A 20,164-nucleotide genomic window follows, 5' to 3' on the forward strand; every position below is an offset into this window, starting at 1 on the left:
CCGAGCCAGGGTGGCACCCGCTCCCCGGCGGCACCGGTACGTCCACGGTCGGGGTATGGCGAACCTCACTGAGCGGCAGTCCCATGGTGGTCAAGCGGCTCGCCCGCCCGGCCGACGACGACCCCCGCGAGCTGAGCGACCCGCGCCACTTCGCCTTCTGGCGGCGCGAGGCCGACGTGTACGACTGCGGGCTCGCCCTGGAGACCCCGGGTCTGCGGAGCCCACCCGCGGCGGTCGAGGAGGACCCCGAGGGGATCACCATCACCCGTGAGTGGGTCGAGGACGGCGCCGTCAGCGGGCTGTTCGTGGCGGTCTCGCTGGGGCGCTTCGCCGGCAGCGACCTCGCTCCACGCAGCTGGCTGGCCCGCGACCAGCTCCGCGCCCGCTTGCTGCGGGTCGAGCGGCGCGGCGGCTGGCCGACCCTCGCGCGCACGACGGTGGCCGACGTGGCCGACCACCTCTGGACCCGCCGTACGACGATGCTCGAGCGTCACGAGGCCCTCCCGCACGTGCCGCAGCACGGGGACCCGACTCTCGCCAACCTCCCCGGCCGCGACGGCGACGACGTGCTGGCCGTCGACTGGGCGATGCTCGGGACCGGGCCGGTGGGCGCCGACCTCGGCCTGCTGTCACTGACCTCGCGCGAGGAGTTCGAGCCGCTCCTCGACGCCTATCTCCTCGGCCTGCCGGACGCCACGGCGTCGCGCGACGACGTGCTGCTGGGGGCGCGGATCACCGGCGTCTACACCGCCCTGACCCGCGCGGAGTGGGCGCTGTCGCGCGTCGCCGGGGGAGAGGGCGCGCTGGCCGGGAAGTACCGCCACCCCGCCGTCGCCCCCCACCTGCGTGTCCTGCAGCGTCAGTTCCCCGCGATCGAGGCGCTGCTCGAGACGTGAGCGGCGCCTCCGTCAGACCTGGCGGCCGTCGAAGGTGTCGCAGGCGTCCAGCGAGCCCTCCTGGAGACCGACGGAGAACCACCGCTGGCGCTGGGCCGCGGAGCCGTGGGTCCAGGACTCCTCGGTGACCTGGCCCTGGGTCTTGTTCTGGATCCGGTCGTCACCGACCGACGCGGCCGCCTCGAGGGCGAGGTCGATGTCCTGCTGCGTGAGGGACGCGAAGAGCACGTTGCCGTCGGCGTCCTCGGTCTCGGTGGCGGCCTTGGTCCACATGCCGGCGTAGCAGTCGGCCTGGAGCTCCAGCTTGACCGCGTCGCTCTGCGGACCCTGCTGGGTGCGCACCTTGTTCATGGTGCCGAGGAGGTTCTGGATGTGGTGGCCGTACTCGTGGGCCAGCACGTAGGGCTCGACGAAGCCACCGTCGGGCCCGCCGAGCTGGTCCTCGAGCACCTGGTCGAAGAACGTCGAGTCCAGGTAGATCGTGTTGTCAGGGGGGCAGTAGAACGGCCCCACGTCGGAGGTGGCCTGGCCACAGCCGGTGTTGACCGCCCCGCTGAAGGTCACCAGTGCCTCCTCGGGCCGGAACTTGTTGCCGAGCTCCTCGGTCCAGAAGTCGTAGAGCGAGTTCTCCACTGCGACCCGCGCGCAGTCGGGGTCGTTGTTGGCGTCCTCTCCGGTCTTGCACTTGGAGTAGCGGCCGGTGTCCGTGAAACGGGAGGAGTCGAAGGCGCTGCCCCCACCCGTGCCGCCATCGCCGCCGGTGAGGTCGATGCCGGCGCACTGGGCGACGAGGAACAGCACCACGAGCAGGATGACGCCGCCGATGCTGCCGCCGCCGACGCCGCCCGGGATGGGCAGCCGTGACCCGCCCCCGCCGGCGCTGCGCCCCGCGTCGCGGGTGCGCCCCGTGTCGAGCCTGGCCTTGGGGTTGAAGCGCATGGGGAGCCTCTCGGGTCGGCGGAAGCCTTGCGGGGATTCGGGTACCCGAAACCGCGTACCTACACTAGTGACCCTCATGATCACCGCCCACCAGCTGGAAGTCCGTGCCGGCGCGCGTCTGCTCATGGACGGCGTCAGCTTTCGAGTCGCCGCAGGCGACAAGGTCGGTCTGGTGGGCCGCAACGGGGCCGGCAAGACGACCCTCACCAAGATCCTCGCCGGCGAGGCCCAGCCCGCCTCGGGGCAGGTCACGTCGACCGGGGAGGTCGGCTACCTCCCGCAGGACCCGCGCACCGGCGACCCCGAGGTCCTGGCCCGCGAACGGATCCTCTCCGCGCGCGGTCTCGACGACGTCGTACGCCGCCTCCGCGCGGCCGAGGACGAGATGGGCAGCGACGACCCGCAGATCGCCGACCGGGCGATGAAGCGCTGGACCCGCGCCGACGCCGAGCTGCACGCCGGCGGTGGCTACGCCGCGGAGTCCGAGGCCGCGACGATCGCGGCGAGCCTCGGCATCGAGGAGCGGATCCTCGGCCAGCAGCTCAAGACTCTCTCCGGCGGCCAGCGGCGCCGTGTGGAGCTCGCCCGGATCCTCTTCTCCGGCAACGAGATCCTGATCCTCGACGAGCCGACCAACCACCTCGACGCCGACTCGATCGTCTGGCTGCGCGACTTCCTGAAGTCCTACAAGGGCGGCTTCATCGTGATCAGCCACGACAACGCCCTGCTCGAGGAGACCGTCAACAGGGTCCTCCACCTCGACGCCAATCGCACCACCATGGACGTCTACAACATGGGCTGGCGCAACTACCTCACCCAGCGCGAGACCGACGAGAAGCGCCGCAAGCGCGAGCGGGCCAACGCCGAGACCAAGGCCAAGACGCTCACCGACCAGGCCAACAAGATGCGGGCCAAGGCCTCCAAGGCCGTCGCCGCGCAGTCGATGCTGAAGCGGGCCGAGAAGATGATGGCCGGGCTCGAGGGGGAGCGGCAGGCCGACAAGGTGGCGCGGATCAAGTTCCCGTCGCCGGCCCCCTGTGGCAAGACGCCGATCATGGCCGAGGAGCTGTCGAAGTCCTACGGCTCGCTGGAGGTCTTCACCGACGTCGACCTCGCGATCGACAAGGGCTCACGTGTCGTGATCCTCGGCCTCAACGGCGCCGGCAAGACCACGATGCTGCGGATCCTCGCGGGCGTCGACAAGTCCGACACCGGCCGCGTGATCGCCGGGCACGGGCTCAAGCTGGGCTACTACGCGCAGGAGCACGAGACCCTCGACACCAGCCGCACGGTCCTGGAGAACATGCAGAGCGCGGCCCCGCAGCTGACCGACACGGAGGCGCGCTCGGTGCTCGGCTCGTTCCTGTTCTCCGGCGACGACGCCAACAAGTCGGCCTCCGTGCTGTCGGGCGGGGAGAAGACCCGGCTCGCGCTGGCCAGCCTGGTCGTGTCGAGCGCCAACGTGCTGCTGCTCGACGAGCCCACCAACAACCTCGACCCGGCGTCACGCGAGGAGGTGCTCGCCGCGATCCGTACCTACGAGGGCGCGATCATCCTGGTGACCCACGACGAGGGCGCGGTGCGGGCGCTCGAGCCCGACCGGGTGCTGCTGCTGCCCGACGGCGACGAGGACCTGTGGAACGACGACTACGCCGACCTGGTCTCGCTGGCCTGAGCGGCCGGTCGGCCCGCTGAGAACGCTGTCGGCGGGGGTTCCTAGACTCCGGGTATGGCACCTGACGAGCTGGCTGCGGCCGGCCTCCGACTCGATGTCGACGACGCGGTCGCGACGATCACGCTCGACCGGCCCGACGTACGCAACGCCCAGACCCCGGCGATGTGGCGGGCCCTGGGCCGGATCGGCGAGGAGCTGCCCGAGACCGTCCGGGTGGTGGTGGTCACCGGTGCCGGGCAGAGCTTCTCCGCCGGGCTCGACCGCACGCTGATGTCGCCCGCCACCGCGCCCGAGGGCGTCGAGTCGGTTGGCGACCTGTTCGCGATGAGCGACCAGGAGATGGCCGACACCATCGAGGTCTACCAGCGCGGCTTCACGTTCCTGCGCGACCCCCGCTTCATCTCGATCGCCGCGGTGCGCGGCCACGCTGTCGGAGCGGGCTTCCAGCTCGCGCTCTCCTGCGACCTGCGTGTCGTCGCCGACGACGCCCGGTTCTGCATGAAGGAGTCGGCCTTGGGCCTCGTCCCGGACCTCACGGGAACAAAGCCGCTCGTCGAGAGCGTTGGCTACGCACGGGCACTCGAGATCTGCGCCACCGCGCGGATGGTCGGGGCAGCCGAGGCCGTCGACATCGGCCTGGCCCTGACCGCCGTACCAGCCGACGAGCTGGACGCAACCGTCGCCGATCTCGTGGCCGCCCTGACCGCCGCCCTCCCGGGTGCGGTCTCAGAGACCAAGGCGCTGCTCCTCGGAGCAGCGGAGCGCAGCCTCGAGGAGCAGCGTCGCCTGGAGCGAGAAGCCCAGGTACGCCGGTTCCGCGAGGTCGCGAAGCTCCTGGCCTGACATGACGTCAGCGCCGGGGAAGTAGGAGTCACCATGTCCGGCATGCATCCCAACGGCGCGATGTGGCGCTCCATGCGCTCCGACCGCAGCGTGGTCAACAACCGCATCGAGCGGCAGACCGTGCGCCGCGTGTTCGGCTTCGCCAAGCCCCACCGGCGCCTGATCGGGGCGTTCCTGGCCCTCACGGTCGTCGACGCGGCGATGGTCGTAGTGATGCCGCTGCTGGTGCTCAAGATCGTCGACGACGGCATCCTCGCCGGCGACCGCGGCCTGGTCACGATGATCGCGCTGGCGATGGCCGGCGTCGCGGTCTTCACCGCCGGGGTGGCCGTCGTGAGCGGGTGGCTCTCGTCCCGGATCGGTGAGGGCCTCATCTACGACCTGCGCACCCAGGTCTTCGCCCACGTCCAGCGGCAGTCGCTGGCGTTCTTCACCCGCACCCAGACCGGAGCGCTGGTCTCCCGGCTCAACAACGACGTGATCGGCGCCCAGCGGGCGTTCACCTCGACCCTGTCCAGCACCGTCTCCAACGGCATCTCCGTCGTCGTGGTCGGCATCGCGATGCTCGCGCTGAGCTGGCAGGTCACCCTGCTGTGCCTGGTGCTGTTCCCGGTGCTGTTCTTCGTCTCCCGGTGGGTCGGTGGCCGGCTGGCCGGCCTGACGCGCCTCCAGATGGATGGCAACGCCGACCTCGGCAACGTCATGACCGAGCGGTTCAACGTCGGCGGCGCGATGCTGCTCAAGCTCTTCGGCCGGCGCGCCGACGAGGACGTCCTCTTCGAGTCCAAGGCCGCCAACGTGCGCGACCTCGGCATCCGGATCTCCCTGATCACCCGGATCTTCGGGGCCTCGATGATGCTGGTCCCCGCGCTCGCCACGGCAGTTGTCTACGGCGTCGGCGGCAGCCTCGCGATCGACGAGACCCTCACCGTTGGCACCCTGCTCGCCCTCGCGACGCTGCTGCTGCGTCTGCTCGGGCCGCTTCAGGGCCTCTCCAACGTGCGCATCGACGTGATGACGGCACTGGTCAGCTTCGAGCGCGTCTTCGAGGTGCTCGACCTGCCGTCCTCGATCCAGCAGAAGCACGGCGCGATCGTGCTGCCGCGCGACGCGGGGCGCCTGGAGTTCGAGCACGTCTCGTTCACCTACCCCAAGGCCGAGGACATCTCGCTCGGCTCGCTGGAGTCGGTGGCCCGGCTCGAGTCGCGCGACAACCAGCAGGTGCTCACCGACGTCGGCTTCGTCGCCGAGGCCGGGCAGATGGTGGCGCTGGTGGGCCCCTCGGGCGCCGGCAAGACGACGATGACCCACCTGGTGGCCCGGCTCTACGACGTCGGCTCCGGCGCGGTGCGCGTCGGCGGGCACGACGTACGCGACGTGACGCTGGAGTCGCTCGAGGACGTCGTCGGCTACGTCACCCAGGACGCCCACATGTTCCACGACACGATCCGGGCCAACCTGGTCTACGCGCGCCCCGACGCCACCGACGAGCAGATCTGGTCGGCGCTGGAGGCGGCCCAGATCGCCTCGCTGGTGCGCAGCCTGCCCGACGGCCTCGACACCGTGGTCGGCGACCGCGGCTACCGGCTCTCCGGCGGTGAGCGCCAGCGGCTCGCGATCGGTCGCCTGCTGCTCAAGGCACCCTCGATCGTGGTGCTCGACGAGGCGACCGCCCACCTCGACAGCGAGTCCGAGGCGGCCGTACAGCGCGCCCTGGACGCGGCGCTCGAGGGCCGCACCTCCCTGGTCATCGCCCACCGCCTGTCCACGGTCCGCAACGCCGACCAGATCCTGGTCCTCGACGAGGGCCGGATCGTCGAGTTCGGCACCCACACCGAGCTGCTGACGCGAGGTGGGCTCTACGCCGACCTCTACCGCACCCAGTTCCGGCACGACGCCGCTCCGAGCGAGGTCTAGGGCGGGTCGCTAGCCGCTGAGCTCGCGCTCGGCCTCTTCGCGGGCCTCGCGCTCCCGCTGGGCGCGCACGTAGGGGTGGTTGCTCTGCCGGACCTTCTTCGGCCTGGGCCCCTTGGGCTTCGCGCCGCGGTCGGGTCGGCCCCCGTTGCGCGCGGCGCGCCACTCGTCGTACATCAGGTAGAAGAAGCCGAAGACGGCCAGCACGCCGAAGAACCACCACTGCAGGCCGTAGAAGAAGTGCGGGCCGTTGTCGAGCTCGGGAAGCTCGACCTGTTCAAGCGAGGTCGCCGGCGGGGGGTCCTCGGAGCGGAGCTCGACGAAGCCGCCGTAGACCTCGCGGTCGATGGCCTCGCCGATCGCGGTGCTGTTGATCGCCCGCGTCGAGCCGTCGTGGACCGCCGTGGAGTCGCCGGTGCCGTCGCCGCGCAGCCAGCCGGTGATCGTGACCCGGCCGCTCGGCGGCGCCGGGACGTCGGAGGCGTCGGCCGTCGGGTCGTCGGTGGGCATCCAGCCGCGGTCGACCAGCACGGCCGTGCCGGACGAGGTCACGAACGGGACGACGACGTCGACGCCCGAGATGCCGTCACGGGTGCGGTAGCGCACGATCACGGTGTTGTCGGTGTCGTAGGTGCCGTCGGCCTGGACGATCAGCCACTCGTGCTCGTCGGCGACGGGTCGTCCCGGCGTGAGGACGTTCTCGACCAGCAGGGGGTCGCTGTCTTCGTTGGCCCGGACGACCTCGTTGCGTTCCTTGCGGTCCGCGAGCCGGTCGAACTGCCACTGACCCAGCCACCAGGTCGCGGCCGCGACCACGACGATGGCGACCGCGAACAGCCCCCATCGTCTGCTGAGCAGGAACCGGAACGAGTGCACGCGAGCGAGTTTAGGTCCGCGCTCTAGACTGCACGGATGGAGGTCCTGAGGCTCGGCGACAGGTACGGCCGTGTGGCGACGGACCTTCGCGTCTCGCTGACCGACAAGTGCAACCTGCGGTGCACCTACTGCATGCCGGCCGAGGGCCTCGACTGGATGCCAGACGAGCAGCAGCTCACCGACGACGAGCTGGTCCGGCTGATCCGGATCGGCGTGGAGCGCCTCGGCATCGAGGAGATCCGCTTCACCGGTGGCGAGCCACTGGTCCGCCGCGGGTTGGTCGACATCGTCCGCCAGGTCCGCGAGGTCTCCGCGGACGTCGACCTCTCCATGACCACCAACGCCCTCGGCCTCGCCCGGGCCGCGCAGGCCCTGGCCGACGCGGGGCTCAACCGGGTCAACGTCAGCCTCGACACCGTGCGTGCCGACACCTTCGCCGCGATCACCCGCCGGGCCCGCCTCGACGACGTGGTGGCCGGCCTCGCCGCCGCCGAGGCCGCTGGTCTGGGTCCGGTGAAGGTCAACGCTGTCCTCATGCGCGGCGTCAACGACGACCAGGCGCCCGAGCTGCTGCGCTGGTGCCTCGACCGTGGCTACGAGCTGCGGTTCATCGAACAGATGCCCCTCGACGCGCAGCACGGGTGGCAGCGCGACGACATGGTGACCGCCGACGAGATCTTCGCCCACCTGGCGACCGAGTTCGAGCTCTCTCCCGCGGTGGAACCACGCGGCAGCGCTCCGGCCGAGCGGTTCCTGGTCGACGGCGGCCCGGCCACGGTGGGCGTGATCGCCTCGGTGACCCGGCCCTTCTGCGGCGACTGCGACCGGGTACGTCTCACCGCCGACGGCCAGGTGCGCAACTGCCTCTTCGCCCGCGACGAGTCCGACCTGAGGGCCGCGCTGCGCGGCGGTGTCTCCGACGCCGAGATCGCCGAGCGCTGGGTGACCGCGGTGGCCGGCAAGCTCGCCGGTCACGGCATCGACGACCCGGGCTTCCTCCAGCCGGACCGCCCGATGTCGGCCATCGGGGGATAGGCCTGCTGCGTCAGCGACCTACGCGTGCGGCTGGACGTCCTTGAGGAACTGACGCGCCGTCAGGAAGTCGGCGAGCGAGGTCTTGTGCTCGTCGCAGGCGAGCCAGATCTTACGGCGCTCGGGGGTGTGCAGCTTGGGGTTGTTCCACAGCAGCTGCCAGGTCGCGGGGGACTGGCAGCCCTTCGCGGAGCAGCGGTCGAGGTCGTCGGGGCCGGAGGTCACCGGCTCAGTCTCGCGGACCGGGTCCGCCGCTGAGCTCCGGGTGGGCGCCGGCACCGTCGCGGAGCTGGAAGGCGTCGGTGCGCGTGGTCGCGGCGTTGGCCAGCACGACGGCGATGTAGGGCAGCACGATGGCCCCCGCGATCAGGATCGGCCACAGCCAGTTGATGTCGGCGAGGGCGGCGACGACCGCACCGACGAAGCACGCGGAGCGCAGGCTCATCGACCAGAGGTAGCGCTTCTGACGGGTCGCGATGTCCGCGTTGCGGCTCGAGGCGGCCGTGGTGATGCGGACCGCATCGTCGTGCTCCCTGCGCGATCGAGCCATGCGCCCCATCGTACGTCGGGCGGGGTAGCCTCCTGAGTCCGCCATCAACACCGCTACCGCCCCGCCACACGGGGGTGGCACCACCGCCGGGAGGCACCCATGACCAACCGCACCTACCGCGTCACCGAGATCGTCGGCACGTCCCCCGACGGCATCGACGCGGCGATCCGCAACGGGGTCGAGCGCGCCGCCCGCACGCTGCGGCACCTCGACTGGTTCGAGGTCACCCAGGTGCGCGGCCAGGTCAAGGACGGCACGGTCGAGCACTTCCAGGTGGGGATCAAGGTCGGCTTCCGTCTCGAGGACGACTGACCCGAGCGTCCGACGCGGGCGTTTAGGGCTACCTATGGGTAATCGCTAGCGTCGGTGAACGTGAGCGACGACACCCCCCACGAGCCCCGCTCGGTCCTGGTCACCGGTGGCAACCGCGGCATCGGCCGCGCCATCGCCGAGGCCTTCCTGGCCCAAGGTGACCGGGTGGCGGTCACGACCCGCAACGGCGGTGCGCCCGAGGGCGCCCTCGACGTGCGCTGCGACGTGACCGACGCCGCCGCCGTCGAGGCGGCCTTCGCCACCGTGGAGGCGGCCCACGGTCCGGTCGAGGTGCTGGTCGCCAACGCCGGCATCACCGCCGACACGCTCGTGCTGCGGATGTCGGAGGAGCAGTGGTCCTCGGTCATCGACACCAACCTGACCGGCTCCTTCCGGCTGGCCAAGCGGGCCGCGAAGGGCATGCTGCGCCAGCGCAAGGGCCGGATCATCTTCATCTCCTCGGTCGTCGGGCTGCTCGGCTCCGCGGGCCAGGTCAACTACGCCGCCTCCAAGGCGGGCCTCGTCGGCATGGCCCGCTCGCTCGCCCGCGAGCTCGGGTCGCGCTCGATCACGGCCAACGTCGTGGCGCCGGGCTTCGTCGAGACCGACATGACCGACGTACTCACGGACGAGCAGCGGGCGGCGATCAAGACGCAGGTGCCGCTCGGGCGCTACGCGCAGCCGGCAGAGGTCGCGGCCGTCGTGACCTGGCTGGCAGGGGACGGTGGCGCCTACGTCACCGGGGCCGTGATCCCCGTCGACGGCGGACTAGGGATGGGGCACTGACATGACAGACATCAACCCGAACGGCATTCTGGCCGGCAAGCGGATCCTGGTCGCGGGTGTGACCATGGACAGCTCGATCGGCTTCGCGACCGCCAGGGTCGCCCAGGAGCAGGGCGCCACGGTGCTCATCTCCAACTTCGGGCGCGCGCTCGGCATCACCCGCCGGATCGCGAAGCGGCTGCCCGTGACGCCTCCGGTGCTCGAGCTCGACGTCACCGACGAGGCGCACCTCGCAGCCCTGCCCGACGCCGTGCGTGAGCACGTCGACGGCCTCGACGGGGTCGTCCACTCGATCGCCTACGGCAACCCGGCGACGCTGCTCGGAGGCAACTTCCTCGACGGCCCGTGGGACGACGTGGCGCAGGCGGTGCAGGTATCGGCGTACTCCCTGAAGGCGCTCGCCCAGGCGTCGCGCCCGCTGATGGGCTCCGGAGGCTCGATCGTGGGCCTCACGTTCGACGCGACCGTGTCCTGGCCGGCCTACGACTGGATGGGCGTCGCCAAGGCCGCGCTGGAGTCCACCTCGCGCTACCTCGCCCGAGACCTCGGCCCCGAGGGGATCCGGGTCAACCTGGTCGCGGCCGGCCCGCTGCGCACGCTGGCGGCCAAGGCCATCCCCGGGTTCAGCGACCTCGAGGACCTCTGGAGCAGCCGGGCCCCGCTCGGCTGGGACAACACCGACCAGGAGCCCACGGCGAAGGCGGTCTGCGCGCTGCTCTCCGACTTCTTCCCCGCGACCAGCGGCGAGATCGTGCACGTCGACGGCGGGTTCCACGCGACGGGTGCCTGACCGATAGCGTTCGGGCGGTGACGTCCTCCCTCATCGAGCTCCGGGTCCTCGAGGGACCCAACCTCTACTTCCCGCGCGCGGCCATCAAGCTGACGCTGGACGTCAGCGTCCTGGCCGCCGCCTCCGACGCCACGGCACAGCGCTTCGCCACCCGGATCGGCCTCAAGAACGCCCGGCCCGGTTCGCCCGAGTCCGGGTTCCGGCAGCGCTTCGCGCTCCGCGCGGTCGGCCGGTTGGTCCGGGCTGTCGCCCAGGAGGGCGGTACGTCGCGCCTCGCCGTACGCGTGCGCCCGACCAGCGACCAGCACCAGATCGTGGTCGCCTACCCCTGGGCGCACCGCGAGCGTGCGCAGGAGATGGGCCGGGCCATCGGCGACGTCCTCGACTCGCTGCTGAGCACCGACATCGAGGCGGCGGTCGGGGCCGCGGCCGAGCGCGTCGCCGCCGCCGAGCCCGGCGAAGGTCCCCACACGGTCACGCCCCGGATCCCGGTGGTGGCGGTCACCGGCACCAACGGCAAGACGACCACCTCGCGGATGATCGCCCACATCGCGCGCACCGACGGCCGGCTCGTGGGCTGGTCCAACACCGACGGCATCTACATCGACGGCGAGCTGGTCGAGGCCGGCGACTACTCCGGGCCGAGCGGGGCCGGACGCATCCTGGCCCATCCCCAGGTCGAGCTGGCCGTCACCGAGACCGCGCGCGGCGGGATCCTGCTCAAGGGCATCGGGCTGACCCGCAACGACGTCTCGGTCGTCACCAACGTGTCCGCCGACCACCTCGGGCAGCAGGGCATCGACACCGTCGACCAGCTCGCCGAGGTCAAGGCGGTGGTGCCGCGGATCACCCGCCGCAGCGGGTGGGCGGTGCTCAACGGCGACGACCCGCGCGTCTACGACATGCGCAACGCGATCAAGGCCAAGCCGTGGGTCTTCAGCCGCGACCCCGACTCGCCGGCGATCCGCGAGACCCTCAACGTCGGTGGGCGCGCCACGACCGTGATCGACGGCTGGGTGTCGGTCCTGACCACCAAGTCAGACCCCGACCCGCTGATCGAGCTCGTCGACGTGCCGATGACCCTGGCCGGGCTGTCGCGCTTCAACGTGGAGAACTCACTGGCGGCGGTCTCGGCAGCGCTCGCGATCGGGGTCCCGCGCGACGTCGTCGTCGAGGGCCTGCGGACCTTCCTCCCCGACGCCGAGCACAACCCGGGACGCATGAACTTCTTCACGCTCGGTGAGACCTCGGTCGTCATGGACCTCGCCCACAACGAGGCGGGGCTCGAGGCCCTGGTGGAGATCATGAACGGCGTACGGCGCCCCGGCGCCCGTCTGCTGCTCGGCCTGGGGGTCGTGGGCGACCGGCAGGACGACCTGATCGAGAAGCTCGGCGAGATCGCCGCCCGCGACAGCGACGTCGTGGCGATCGGCCACAAGGAGCGCTACCTGCGGGGCCGGACCGTCGAGGAGCTCGAGACGTTGATGCGGGCCGGCGCCGAGCGGGTCGGCGTCACCGGCGTGCCGGCGTACCCCACCGAGGTGGCCTGCCTCGCCGCCCTGGTGGGCCAGGCGCTGCCCGGAGACGTGGTCGGGCTGATGTGCCACGCGGAGCGGCAGGAGTGCTACGACTGGATCGAGGAGCACGGCGGGGTCGCCGACTCAGCGGAGTCGCTGGCCACCAAGGTCCGCGCCGCCGCGGGCTGAGGCCAGGCGGACCCAGGGCCAGGTCATCAGCGCCCAGACGACGATGACGATCCCGATCTCGGCGAACACGTAGACCGGCCACGGCCCGAGCAGGTCGAGGATCGAGCCGCCGCCGGGCTTGCGCTGGAGGTAGCCGTAGTTGGTGCCGGCGACCTCGTTGAAGGTGTAGGCGCAGGCCGCCCAGACGAACGTGGTCGCCACCGTGAAGCGGTAGTCGCGCCAGCCCGGTGGGAGCCGCAGGCCCCAGACCAGGAACACCGCGGCCCACACCACGAGCAGGTGGATGAACCAGTAGGCGAAGAAGCGCACGTCGGGGAAGTCCTCGCCCAGGGAGGGCGTGACGATGGCCTGCGTCGTGAGGACGAGGCCCCAGAAGTAGGTCAGCGCGACGGCGTACCGGTGGTGCGTCCACAGGGCCACCGCGGCGGCCACCCAGGCGAGGTCACTCAGGTGGAAGGGCAGCGAGACGCCGAGCTCGAAGCGGGTCACGACGTCGTAGACCTGGGTGGGCACGTGCACGAGAGGGATGGCGATGGCGGCGCTCCGGCTGACCCAGCGGCTACCGGTGCGGTGCTCGCAGCGCCCCAGCCAGACCACGAAGGGGAGGCCGACGACGAAGACCGCCAGCATCACCAGGTGGGGAGGGCTGTAGGGGTCCATCGCGGCGCCTCAGACGTCGCCCGGGTCGACGTGGTGGCCGGGGGTCCCGAGCTCGATGTCACCCTCGACGACGAGAGCGGTGAGCCCGCCGGCGGTCCGGGTCTCGTGCGGCTCGTGCGGCTCCCAGACCGCGGCCTGGCCGGGCCCGACGGTCACCGGCTCGCCCGACCCGTCGGAGCCGCCTGAGACCGTGGCATCGCCGGTCAGTACGACGAGCATCTGCCGGCCCGGTGCCGGGTGGCGGCCGATGACGCCGCCGGCGGCGAGGGTTACGGCCACGAGGTGTGCGTCGGCCGTGAGCCCCAGCGCGGAGACGGAGAACCCCCGGCTCCCGTGGGCGTCGATCCGTCGGCCGGGGCGTCCAGCGAGGTCGAGGATCCGCATCAGGACTCGGTGGATGCCGGTGCGTAGTCGGGGTCGGCGGCGGGCGCGTCGGAGGAGGCGCTGGACCCGGCCTGGGCCTGGGAGGACCACTCCTCGAGCTCGGTCATCACCTCGGCGTGCTTGTCGACGCAGATCACCACGAGGTCGCCCTTGTTGGCGCGGGCCATGGCGTGCCGGACGGCCACGATCTCCTCGTGAGCCTCCTCGACCTGCTTGCAGCGGGCGCCGGCCTCCATCGCCGCGCGGACCCCCTCGGCGACCAGGCCCGCGACCTCGCCGCGCTCGCGACCGCGCAGCTGGACGTCCTCGCGCACGATCACCACGTCGAAGTGCTGGGCGGCGATCTCGCCTAGCTCGCGCATGTCCTGGTCGCGTCGGTCGCCGGCGGTGGCGATGACGCCGATCCGCGACGGCCGGGCGAGCTCGTGGGACGAGGCGAGCGAGTCGCCGACCCGGTCGACGAAGTCGCCGAGCATCCGCATGCCTGGGGCGTTGTGGCAGTAGTCGACGATGACGTTGACGCCGTTGACCTCGACCTCGTTGAGGCGGCCGGGGGAGAGGTAGTAGCTGGTCGAGAACGTACGCAGCCCCTGCCGGATGTCGTGCAGCGGTGCGCCGGCGGCGAACGCGGCAGCGGCCGCGCCAAGGGCGTTCTGGACGTTCATCCGGGCCCGGCCGCCGAACGTGGCCGGCAGCAGGTGGGTCCAGGCCAGCTGCATCTCGCGCGGGCCGTGCTTGACCACGATCATCTCGCCGCGCTCCGACGGGTTGAGGACCAGCGCCTTGCCGCCGCGGCGGCAGTGGGCGTCGATCATGTCGCGGGTCTCCGAGCCGGGCTCCTCCATGGAGAACCACACGACCTGGCCCGAGCAGCGTCGCCGCATCTCGCGCACCAGCGGGTCGTCGGCGTTGAGCACGGCGTGCCCGTCGCGCGGCACAGCCTCGACCAGCACCGCCTTGACGTCGGCGAGCTGTTCGACGGTGTCGATGCCGCGCAGGCCGAGGTGGTCGGGCTGGACGTTGAGCACCACTGCGACGTCGTTGCGCTCGTAGCCGAGGCCCTCGCGCAGGATCCCGCCGCGGGCGACCTCGAAGACCGCGAAGTCGACGCGAGGGTTCTGCAGGACCATCCGGGCCGAGCGCGGGCCCGACGCGTCGGAGCGGATCAGCAGCCGCTCGTCGATGACGACGCCGTCGGTGGACGTCATACCGACCTTGCGGCCCATGCCCTTGAAGATGTGGCTGATCATCCGCGAGGTCGTGGTCTTGCCGTTGGTGCCGGTGACCGCGACGATCGGGATCCGGCTCGTGGCGCCGGGCGGGAAGAGCATGTCGACCACGGGCTTGGCGATGAACTGCGGCTCGCCGATGGTCGGGTGGGTGTGCATCCGGAAGCCGGGCGCCGCGTTGATCTCGCAGATGGCGCCGCCGGTCTCGCGCACGGGCTCGGTGATGTCGGGGCAGATGAAGTCGATGCCGGCGATGTCGAGCCCGATCATCCGGGCCGCCTCCTCGGCGATCTCGACGTTCTCCGGGTGCGCCTCGTAGGTGCGGTCGATGGAGATGCCGCCGGTCGACATGTTGCCGGTGAGGGCGAGCTTCACCATCTGGCCGTCGGGGGGTACGTCGGTCATCTCGAAGCCCTGCTCGCGCACCAGCTCGACCGCGCCGCTGTCGACCTTGATCCGCGTGAGGACCTTCTCGTGGCCCACGCCGCGGCGCGGGTCGGCGTTGGCGGTGTCGACCAGCTGTTCGACGGTGCTGGTGCCGTCACCGGTGACGGAGGCGGGGACCCGCTCGGCGATGGCCGCCACCCGGCCGTCGATGATCAGGCAGCGGTAGTCCTTGCCGATGATCAGCGACTCGACGACGATCACGCCGCGCCGCGACTGCTCGAGGGCGATCGGGAACGCCCCGCGGACGTCCTGCTCGTTCTGGAGGTCGAGGCAGACGCCGCGGCCGTGGTTGCCGTCGAGCGGCTTGACCACCACGGGGTAACCGATCCGGTCGGCGGCGCGGACGGCCTGGTCCTCGGAGCGCACCGTCTCCTGCTTGGGGACCGGCAGGCCGGCAGCACCGAGCAGCCGGGTCGTGAGGTCCTTGTCGGAGGCGATGTCGACCGCGATGGCGGAGGTGTTGGAGGTCATCGTGGCGCGGATCCGCTTGGCGTGGACCCCCTGGCCGAGCTGCACGAGCGAGTGCTGGTTGAGGCGGATCCACGGGATGTCGCGGGACACCGCCTCGTCCAGGATCGCCTGGGTGGAGGGGCCGAACGCCGTGCGCTCGGCGCGCAGGATGAAGGACTCGAGCTCCTGCTCCCAGTCGAGCTCGGGGTCGGCCTGCACGAGGTGGTTGACCAGGCGCACCGCGAGCCGGGCCGCGGCGAGGCCGACCTGCTCGTCGGCGTACCCGAAGATGACGTTGTAGTGACCCTTGACGCCCTTGACCTGGCGGGTCTTGCCGCGACGGATGTCATGGCCGACGACCTGCTGGAGCGCCAGGGCGGTGTGCTCGGCGACGTGACCGAGCCAGGTGCCCTCGTTGAGGCGCTCCACGAAGCCGCCGCGCTTGCCACGGGAGCACGAGTGCTCGCGCAGCCCGGGCAGCATCTGGAGCAGGTTGTCGGTGAACCCCGGGATCGTGTTGGTGGGGAACTCCTCGAGCGAGCCGAGGTCGACGACCAGGTGGATCGCCTTGTCGTAGGACCAGATGTTGGCGCCGCGGTAGACGCGGGTCTCGAGGATGCTGAGGTCGGGGGTGGGGCGCTCGCTCATGAGGTGGCTCCGTCCTGAGGTGCGGCGGGGGGCGGGGTGCTCTTGCGGGTGCGGGCCATCCGGCGGCGCAGTGCCTGGGGGGAGGCGTCGGCGGCCGCGATGTCACGGGCCATCCGGCGCAGGTCGTGGCTGGCCACGGCGATCTCGGCGGCCTCCTCGAGGTCGACGAGCGTCCCCTGCGGGACGAGCGTGCGGGTCGTCAGGTCGAACGACGACCCCTCGGGGAGCGCGTGGAGGATGACCCCGCTGGCCAGGATCGGCGCGGACCGCTTGGCCTCGAAGGCATCGGTGGTGATCCGGGACGGGTCGAAGATCGTGACGGACCCGCGGCCGATCACCCGCAGCACCTCGTGGTCGGCGCCGTCGACCTCCTGGTGCTCGACGATGGCGGCGGTGTCCTCGTCGACACCGATCCCAAGGAGCGACGGTGACTGGGAGACGATCATCAACAAACGACCGTAGCGGTTGCGTTGGTCGAAGTGCTGGTCGATGACGGACGACTCGAGGAGCCCGAGGCCCGCGGCGACCTGCGTCATCCGCTGCTTGGGCGTGGCACCCGGCCCCCCGAACGCGACCATGTGGCTCGACTGGATGCTCGCCCCGGCGGACGTCCCGGCCACCACTACGCCGCGCCGGTGGGCGGCGACGATGGCGTCGCCGAGCGGGGTCCCGCTGACGATCGCCGAGAGCTTGAGCTGGTTGCCGCCGGTCATGAAGATGCCGGTGGCCTCGTCGAGCGTCTTGATGAGTACGTCGTCGTGCGCGTCGTCCCGGCTCTCCGGCCGGACCGCGATCACCTCGGCCGCGCCCTCGCGCCGGAACAGGGCGTCGTACACCTCGATCACCTCGGCGCCGAGCGACGAGGCGGTCGGGACCACGGCGATCCGTGCGTCCTCGCCCCCCGACGCTGCGACGAACTCCCGCAGGATGGTGCGCTTGCGGAGCTTGTCCTCGGCGCCGCCGATGATCATGAGGGGTCCCCTGGGCATGGGCGTCACCCTATGGTGTGGGCATGAGCGCAGGTCACCGCACCGTCGTGGTCATGCGCCACGCCAAGGCCGAGCAGGTCGGCCCGACCGACTTCGAGCGCGCGCTGTCGGCCCGTGGTCTCGCCGACGGCACCGCGGCCGGCGGCTGGCTGGCGGGCCTCGGAGTCGACCCCGACCTCGCCCTCGTCTCCGCGGCGCGTCGCACCGTGGAGACCTGGGCGGCCGTCGCTGACGCGGCCTCCTGGTCGCTGTCGCCGACCCTGGACGAGGGGCTCTACTCCGCGGGCCCCGAGACCGCCCTCGACCTGCTCCGCGCGCTCGACCCCTCGGTCGGGAGCGTCGTCGTCGTGGGCCACAACCCGACCATGGCCTACCTCGCCTCCATGCTCGACGACGGCGAGGGCGACCCCGCCGCCGGCAACGCGCTCGCCACCGGCTTCCCCACCAGCGCCCTGGCCGTCTTCGCCTACGACGGCGCCTGGTCCGACCTCGACCCGGCCTCCGCGCGGCTCACCGCCGTACACGTCGCCCGGGGCTGACCCCGGAGGGGTTCTCCCGACCGGCGGATTTCAGCAGATGCTGAGATCGCCGTCGTTCCCGGGGGTTGCAACTCACCGGCACCGCGGCGAAAGGTCCGGAACCTATGCCGCGTGCCCTCGGATAGGTGCCCGCCGTTGGCACTACTCGTCGGCGTTCTCCACAGGCAGTGCAACTCGCTGTGTCAAGGGCCCCGCGTCCGGGGAGCGTCCGGACATGATGCTGCCACCTTCCAACCGGCCGGCCGACGACCCACGTAACGGTCCCGTGATCCTGCGACGTGACTACGCGGCTCAGGGCCTCAACGACCGTGCTGTCACACGACGGATTCGCGAGGAAGGGCTGGTACGACTTCGCCGCGGCGCCTACGTGTCACCGGACGTGTGGAGCGCCTGCGACGAAGTCGGCAGATTCGGCCTCTTGGGTCGAGCGGCCCTCAGGCAAGCCGTTGCGCACGTTGTGCTTTCTCACAGCTCCGCGCTTGTGGAGTACGGCGCGCCGCTGTGGGGATTCGATCTGTCGATCGTCCACGTGACTCGCACGGATGGCCTCTCGGGCCGGCGGGGTCCCGACCTGGTCCAGCACCAGGGCCGGATGGGGCCCGGTGACCTCGTCGTACTCAATGGCGTACCCGTCATGAACCCGGCGCGAGCGGCACTGGAGTCCGCCACCCTCGGCAGCCTCGAGGCGGCTCTCTGCGTCGCGAACTTCCTGCTGAACAGCAGGCTCATGACCATGAAGGAGCTGATAGCGCAGTACGTGGACATGGAGAACTGGCCAGACACGCGACCGATCGAGCTCTTGCTGAGACTGGCCGACCCTCGGGTCGAGTCGATAGGAGAGTCGCGGTTCTTCTTCTGCTGCTTTCAGCAGGGGCTACCGGCGCCACAGCCTCAGTACCCAATCCGGGACGCGGCTGGCCGTGTCGTGTTCAGAGTCGACTTCGCGTGGCCTGACCTCGGTCTCTTTGTCGAGTTCGACGGGAAGATCAAGTACGAGAAGTTGCTCAAGGAAGGGGAGCGTGCGAGCGACGTGGTCCTCAGGGAGCGGGACCGCGAGCGAAAGATCTGTGAGCTGACAGGGTGGCGGTGCATTCGCGTCACCTGGGCTGACCTTGCGAACTCAACGCGCCTCGCAGCGACGATCCGTGCGGAGCTCTTCCGGCCCGCGGCCTGACGGTGGTTGAGGGTGCCGGACGTTTCCCCGTGGTTCCGGTGAGTCGGAACTGCCCGGAACGACGGCGATCTCAGCAGATGCTGAGATCCGACGCCCTCAGACCGGCGGCGAGGGCGTGACGATGCCTGCCTCGGCGTCGGCCATCTCGATCTCCTCGCGGGAGATGCCGAGGAGGTAGACGATCGCGTCGAGGTAGGGGACGTTGACGGAGGTGTCCGCGGCCTCCCGGACGATCGGGCGGGCGTTGTAGGCGATGCCCAGGCCGGCGGCGTTGAGCATGTCGAGATCGTTGGCGCCGTCGCCGATCGCGATCACGGCGGCTTCGGGTACGCCGACCTTCTCGGCGAACTCACGCAGCGCGCGGGCCTTGCCGGCCCGGTCGACCACGTCCCCGACGATCTCGCCGGTGATCACGCCGTCAACGATCTCAAGCTCGTTGGCGCGGGAGTAGTGGATGCCGAGGTCCTCGGCGAGCCGGTCGGTGATCTGGCTGAAGCCGCCGGAGACGATCGCGAAGCGGTAGCCCAGGCGGCGCAGTGTGCGCACCATCGTCCGGGCACCGGGGGTGATCACGATCTCCTCGTAGACCTGGTCGAGCGCGCCCGCGTCGAGGCCGGCCAGGAGCCGCACCCGCGCCCGCAGCGACTGCTCGAAGTCGATCTCGCCGCGCATCGCCGACTCGGTGATCCGGGCGACCTCGGCCTCGTGGCCCGCGTGCGCGGCGAGCATCTCGATCACCTCGCCCTGGATCAGGGTTGAGTCGACGTCGAGGACGATCAGTCGCATCCCGCGGCGCAGCAGGTTGGCCGGCTGCACCGCGACGTCGATGCCCTGGACGGCGGCCTCGGCCGCGAGCAGCGAGCGCAGCGCCTCGGGGTCGGCGCCGGAGACGTGGAGGTCGATGGCGGTGACGGGGTAGCGGGCCATCCGCTCGATCCGGTCGATGTTGCCGCCACAGTCGGCGATCCGCCCGGCGATGGCGGACATGGCGCCGGCCTTGAGCGGCGTACCGATGATCGTGACGTGTGACCGCCCCTCGCGCCGGGGCTTGTTGTCGCCGGACCCGCGGTCCACCTCGACGACCATGCCGAGGGCGGCCGCGGTCTCCTCGACGGCGGCCTTGAGCTTCTTCCAGTCCCGCGGCGCGGTGACCAGTACGCCGAGGATCAGCCGGCGGCGCAGCAGGATCTGCTCGATGTCGATGACCTCGACGCCGGCCTGCGCGAGGGCGGCGAAGATCGAGGAGGTCACACCCGGGCGGTCCTTGCCGGTGAGCGTGATCAGGAGCGTCTCGGGCTTCGACGAAGGGCTCATGGTGCTGGTGA

Annotated in this window: 20 protein-coding genes; 11 read left to right on the plus strand and 9 right to left on the minus strand. The window is 71.1% G+C overall.

The genetic code is table 11. The annotated features are described in order from the left end of the window. Positions 1 to 83: 83 nt before the first annotated feature. Positions 84 to 896 (plus strand): phosphotransferase, encoded by an 813-nt coding sequence (locus BLR90_RS03870; protein WP_245715141.1) that lies wholly within the window; start codon positions 84 to 86, stop codon positions 894 to 896. A 12-nt stretch (positions 897 to 908) separates the two neighbouring features. Here the strand turns inward: BLR90_RS03870 and ypfJ are convergent, their stop codons facing one another. Further along, positions 909 to 1,835, minus strand: coding sequence for a KPN_02809 family neutral zinc metallopeptidase (ypfJ, locus tag BLR90_RS03875; RefSeq protein WP_091022650.1), 927 nt, complete (start codon positions 1,833 to 1,835; stop codon positions 909 to 911). Positions 1,836 to 1,911: 76 nt separating this feature from the next. On the opposite strand from ypfJ, the gene BLR90_RS03880 reads away from it, so the two are divergent. From BLR90_RS03880 to BLR90_RS03890, 3 genes are read left to right on the plus strand one after another with little or no spacing between them, the layout of a single operon-like run. After that, complete coding sequence (locus BLR90_RS03880) at positions 1,912 to 3,510, plus strand: ABC-F family ATP-binding cassette domain-containing protein (RefSeq protein ID WP_091023245.1); 1,599 nt, start codon at positions 1,912 to 1,914, stop codon at positions 3,508 to 3,510. Positions 3,511 to 3,564: 54 nt separating this feature from the next. Next, positions 3,565 to 4,353 carry an enoyl-CoA hydratase/isomerase family protein gene (locus BLR90_RS03885; protein WP_091022651.1) on the plus strand — a complete coding sequence of 263 codons (789 nt, stop codon included), beginning with the start codon at positions 3,565 to 3,567 and terminating at the stop codon, positions 4,351 to 4,353. 33 nt (positions 4,354 to 4,386) lie between these two features. After that, complete coding sequence (locus tag BLR90_RS03890) at positions 4,387 to 6,270, plus strand: ABC transporter ATP-binding protein (RefSeq protein ID WP_091022652.1); 1,884 nt, start codon at positions 4,387 to 4,389, stop codon at positions 6,268 to 6,270. Positions 6,271 to 6,279: 9 nt separating this feature from the next. On the opposite strand, the gene BLR90_RS03895 is transcribed toward BLR90_RS03890, so the two are convergent. Continuing rightward, entirely contained in the window at positions 6,280 to 7,143 is an 864-nt protein-coding gene (locus tag BLR90_RS03895) for an SURF1 family cytochrome oxidase biogenesis protein (protein WP_091022653.1), read from the minus strand. A 36-nt stretch (positions 7,144 to 7,179) separates the two neighbouring features. Between BLR90_RS03895 and moaA the strand changes: the two genes are divergently transcribed. Continuing rightward, positions 7,180 to 8,178, plus strand: coding sequence for a GTP 3',8-cyclase MoaA (moaA, locus tag BLR90_RS03900; protein WP_091022654.1), 999 nt, complete (start codon positions 7,180 to 7,182; stop codon positions 8,176 to 8,178). 18 nt (positions 8,179 to 8,196) lie between these two features. Here the strand turns inward: moaA and BLR90_RS03905 are convergent, their stop codons facing one another. Together BLR90_RS03905 and BLR90_RS03910 are read right to left on the minus strand one after the other, a co-directional pair. Next, a complete protein-coding gene (locus BLR90_RS03905) occupies positions 8,197 to 8,400 on the minus strand; it encodes an acetone carboxylase (RefSeq protein WP_091022655.1) in 204 nt (67 codons plus the stop codon). 4 nt (positions 8,401 to 8,404) lie between these two features. Next, entirely contained in the window at positions 8,405 to 8,725 is a 321-nt protein-coding gene (locus BLR90_RS03910; RefSeq protein WP_091022656.1) for a DUF3099 domain-containing protein, read from the minus strand. Positions 8,726 to 8,824: 99 nt separating this feature from the next. Between BLR90_RS03910 and BLR90_RS03915 the strand changes: the two genes are divergently transcribed. From BLR90_RS03915 to BLR90_RS03930, 4 genes are read left to right on the plus strand one after another with little or no spacing between them, the layout of a single operon-like run. Continuing rightward, positions 8,825 to 9,037 (plus strand): dodecin, encoded by a 213-nt coding sequence (locus BLR90_RS03915; protein ID WP_091022658.1) that lies wholly within the window; start codon positions 8,825 to 8,827, stop codon positions 9,035 to 9,037. A gap of 60 nt (positions 9,038 to 9,097) precedes the next feature. Next, positions 9,098 to 9,823, plus strand: coding sequence for a 3-oxoacyl-ACP reductase FabG (gene fabG, locus BLR90_RS03920; RefSeq protein ID WP_091023247.1), 726 nt, complete (start codon positions 9,098 to 9,100; stop codon positions 9,821 to 9,823). 1 nt (position 9,824) lies between these two features. Next, entirely contained in the window at positions 9,825 to 10,613 is a 789-nt protein-coding gene (gene fabI / locus BLR90_RS03925; RefSeq protein WP_091022660.1) for an enoyl-ACP reductase FabI, read from the plus strand. Positions 10,614 to 10,630: 17 nt separating this feature from the next. Continuing rightward, complete coding sequence (locus BLR90_RS03930) at positions 10,631 to 12,319, plus strand: Mur ligase family protein (RefSeq protein ID WP_091022663.1); 1,689 nt, start codon at positions 10,631 to 10,633, stop codon at positions 12,317 to 12,319. On the opposite strand, the gene BLR90_RS03935 is transcribed toward BLR90_RS03930, so the two are convergent. From BLR90_RS03935 to BLR90_RS03950, 4 genes are read right to left on the minus strand one after another with little or no spacing between them, the layout of a single operon-like run. Next, positions 12,275 to 12,979, minus strand: coding sequence for a YwaF family protein (locus BLR90_RS03935; RefSeq protein WP_091022665.1), 705 nt, complete (start codon positions 12,977 to 12,979; stop codon positions 12,275 to 12,277). The genes BLR90_RS03930 and BLR90_RS03935 overlap by 45 nt on opposite strands. Positions 12,980 to 12,988: 9 nt before the next feature. Then, positions 12,989 to 13,363: a cupin domain-containing protein gene (locus BLR90_RS03940; protein ID WP_091022667.1), complete on the minus strand. Its 375-nt coding sequence runs from the start codon at positions 13,361 to 13,363 to the stop codon at positions 12,989 to 12,991. Further along, a complete protein-coding gene (cphA, locus tag BLR90_RS03945; protein ID WP_091022669.1) occupies positions 13,363 to 16,137 on the minus strand; it encodes a cyanophycin synthetase in 2,775 nt (924 codons plus the stop codon). Before cphA ends, BLR90_RS03940 begins: the two co-directional genes overlap by 1 nt. After that, on the minus strand, positions 16,134 to 17,126 hold the full coding sequence (locus BLR90_RS03950) for a cyanophycinase (RefSeq protein ID WP_091022671.1): 993 nt from the start codon (positions 17,124 to 17,126) through the stop codon (positions 16,134 to 16,136). The genes cphA and BLR90_RS03950 overlap by 4 nt, the downstream gene beginning before the upstream one ends. 23 nt (positions 17,127 to 17,149) lie before the next feature. Here BLR90_RS03950 and BLR90_RS03955 point away from each other — a divergent pair, with 23 nt between their 5' ends. Together BLR90_RS03955 and BLR90_RS03960 are read left to right on the plus strand one after the other, a co-directional pair. Beyond that, complete coding sequence (locus tag BLR90_RS03955; RefSeq protein WP_091023249.1) at positions 17,150 to 17,665, plus strand: SixA phosphatase family protein; 516 nt, start codon at positions 17,150 to 17,152, stop codon at positions 17,663 to 17,665. A 214-nt stretch (positions 17,666 to 17,879) separates the two neighbouring features. Next, complete coding sequence (locus tag BLR90_RS03960; protein ID WP_143016099.1) at positions 17,880 to 18,839, plus strand: type IV toxin-antitoxin system AbiEi family antitoxin domain-containing protein; 960 nt, start codon at positions 17,880 to 17,882, stop codon at positions 18,837 to 18,839. Between the two features lie 96 nt (positions 18,840 to 18,935). On the opposite strand, the gene serB is transcribed toward BLR90_RS03960, so the two are convergent. Continuing rightward, positions 18,936 to 20,153: a phosphoserine phosphatase SerB gene (serB, locus tag BLR90_RS03965; RefSeq protein WP_091023251.1), complete on the minus strand. Its 1,218-nt coding sequence runs from the start codon at positions 20,151 to 20,153 to the stop codon at positions 18,936 to 18,938. Positions 20,154 to 20,164 lie beyond the last annotated feature (11 nt).

The organism is Nocardioides szechwanensis, assembly GCF_900103935.1.
In the GTDB taxonomy this organism is placed as follows: Bacteria; Actinomycetota; Actinomycetes; order Propionibacteriales; family Nocardioidaceae; genus Nocardioides; species Nocardioides szechwanensis.